Raw genomic sequence first — 3,087 nt, forward strand, 5'->3', positions numbered from 1 at the left:
TCATAAATAGTTATAAATAACTAAATATAATAATCTTTTTCCTCAGTTAAATTGAAACGTACTGTCGGCAGAAGATACCTCCGGAATGAACTGTGATCACAAATGTTCTTTATATGTATTCCATGAAAACAAGATGGGGCCACCAATTAAGCACAAGTTTCTTTGTCTTTTGATCATCACTCCATTGCAACAAACCAATGATCATCTTAATTGTTTATGGAATAACACAAGCTTTCTTTGAATTATTGAAGAGTTTCTTTATATATGTGAATGTACTTTCATACCTCATCCCAGATCTTTGTCAGGACTGGGGTTTAAATCCATAGGGGAGGTATACTCCATACCTCCTCACTTCCCTAAGCCATAACCAATTCAATAATGAAACTTTACCTAACAGTGAACGGCTCGGGCTATTTATGAAAAATCTATTCACTGGTTTGTATCACTCCTGGTACATCATTGTCAGGCAGGATGCATAGGCTGCTATTTCTCCAAGGGAAAACAAAATTGGAGCGAAAGTATTTTTCGTTCACACTCAATATTCTATCTAGGGATCGGGTTCTTCAGAAGTTCCATAGGGTTTAAAAGGCTTAAAGCCAGAACATAAAAAAGATTTAATATAGCTTTTCTTATTTTTTAAATAGGATCCTCAGTTGGCTGAAACGCATGCACAGGGATCGTGAAGGTGAACGCACTGCCTTTGCCCGGTTCACTTACAACCCATATCTTGCCTCCATGGAGGACAACAAGTTCCTTAGAAAGCGCAAGTCCAAGACCTGTACCTTCGTATTTTCTGGATATGGATGAGTCTATCTGAGTGAAAGGTTTGAATAGTTTTTCCTGGTCCATTCTGGAGATCCCAATACCAGTGTCTTCCACAGATATATATACCATGTCTCCATTCACTTTTGCACCGATGGTCACAAAACCTCCATGTTCTGTGAACTTGAGTGCATTGCCGATAAGATTGTACAATACTTGTTTGATCTTTCCTTTATCCGCCTGTATATAGCTTAGGTCAGGACCAAAAGAAACTTTCATCACTATTTCTTTTTCAGCTGCAAGAGGTTGCATGCTGGAAAACATGTCTTCAAGGAGATTTTTCACAGAGATGTTTTCCTTGTATAATTGCATCTTTCCAGATTCTATTTTAGAGATGTCCAGGATATCGTTGATTATAGTTAACAGATGCTTCCCGCTTTTCGAAATATTCTTCAGATATCGTGTCTGCTTCTCGTTAAGAGAACCACTGTTCCCTTCGAGTAGAACCTCTGAGAAGCCTATAACTGAATTAAGCGGTGTTCTGAGCTCATGACTCATATTGGCAAGGAACTCGCTCTTTGTCCTATTAGAGGTTTCAGCGATAACATTTGCCTCACGTAGTGATCCTTCTATTTCTTTCATCTCAGTTATATCATGTAAACAAAAAACCCTTCCATTAATTATTCCATTTTTGATGAACGGGTTTGAATACCATTCATAATAGTGTGTATTTTTGAAATGCAAAATGTCTCTGTTGGAATCAGAGGTATAGAATATGGATTTTACTTTCAGGTTCAGTTCATCTGCGTTGCTTGTCCTGGTGAGGATGTGATCTAATATTATATCTATGTCTTTGCCTGTTCTCATATCCGATGGCAGGTCGAGCATCTCGGTAAATTTTGAATTCATGACAATGACTTTTTTGTAGTTATCAACTACAATGATCCCATCACCATTTGACTCGATGGTTGCTTCAAATAGATTTTCTTTATCTTCGAGTGATCTCAACATTTCATTTATATTATTTCCAAGATTGGTGATCTCATCGTTACCATCTATCTTTATGCGAGATGAATTATTCCCGGTCACTGCGATGGCATTAATGCTGGCATCCAGTTTTGACAGGCGTGATATTACTGATCTCTCGATGGCTATGACCAGCACTATACTATAGGTCAATGCAATAAGGAGTATGATAAAATACAGATATTTGGCAGTGTTAGTACCGAGATCATGGATATCTCTTGGTATTTTAACTTCCAATGAAAGAACCGGTTTTCCCTCAATATCGTCCAACAGAGTGGATGCGATCAAATAATCATCATTCAGTGTATTTGTTGAAATATAGCTTGCATTTGAAGTGCTCTCTTTATCTAAAGGATTTATTCCAATGGATAGATCTATGGTATCTTCAAAATATTCAATTAATGCGGGATCCAAAAACCGGACAAGGACCAATGTTCCAGCAATAGTTCCATCATAGTCATTTTTTGTAATTGGCTGAAAGCTGAGCAATAAGGGGCCTTCAGGAGAGTTCAAGATCCCTGATACTCTTTCGTCAGGTTCTGAATAGGATATAACTTCATTCTGTGAAGCAATGTACTCCACCAGGTCTGCAGATACTTCTGCAGATCTGCCCGTATCTAAGTCAACAGCCTCAACATAAAATAGCTGATCGGATGAATTGAAGAACAGCATCATATTTAAGTGGAGGTTTACGAGTGATCCTGTACCAAGATTCACTTCAGGATAATCAGGATATTTTCCTTTGACAAAATAGTAAGTATCATCCCATTCGCCCCAGTCGCTTGCAAGCATATTCAGCCGATCGATCTCTAAAAAAAGTATCTTTTTTGCCCTTTCCAGGCTTTTGGTCGCTTCATCTTCTTCTATCTGGTTGAAACTATTCTGCACTATCTGGGTAACAATAAGGCTGATAAAAAGGAATAGAAGGATCGATGTGATCCCAATGATTGCCAGCGTCTTATTTCCAATTTTCATGAAACCTCTTTTTAAACTCTGTCAATCTTTCAGTCAGGATCTGTTATCGGTACCTTTTATTGAAACAGTATTATATATTTTCCATGTGTATTTAAAGCTTACTAATGAATGATTCTCCTGTCATTGGTATTTTATTGGGAAAGATGGATCTTCAATTGCCTGATAGCAAGAACCTTTCTTATTGTTTGTTCAAATATGCAGCTTCTCTATTGCATATATGTTAACTGTCTCGTTATTTCATATCTTTGCGGAAAATGACTTCTTGCTTTGCAATAAGTTCCTAAGGCGGGTGGATCGAAGCAAGGTCTGATCCGGACTTTTAAC

1 protein-coding gene is annotated in these 3,087 nt (G+C 37.7%); it reads right to left on the bottom strand.

The features are described from left to right. Positions 1 to 636: 636 nt before the first annotated feature. On the bottom strand, positions 637 to 2,763 hold the full coding sequence (locus tag AB7U21_RS07730) for a CHASE4 domain-containing protein (RefSeq protein ID WP_428388098.1): 2,127 nt from the start codon (positions 2,761 to 2,763) through the stop codon (positions 637 to 639). Positions 2,764 to 3,087 lie beyond the last annotated feature (324 nt).

Origin of the sequence: Methanomethylovorans sp., from assembly GCF_050177135.1 — an archaeon.
Classification (GTDB): Archaea; Halobacteriota; Methanosarcinia; order Methanosarcinales; family Methanosarcinaceae; genus Methanomethylovorans.

Coding starts and splice junctions, on each gene's coding strand:
- AB7U21_RS07730 (WP_428388098.1), bottom strand. CDS start 2,763: ATGAAAATTGGAAATAAGACGCTGGCAATCATTGGGATCACATCGATC.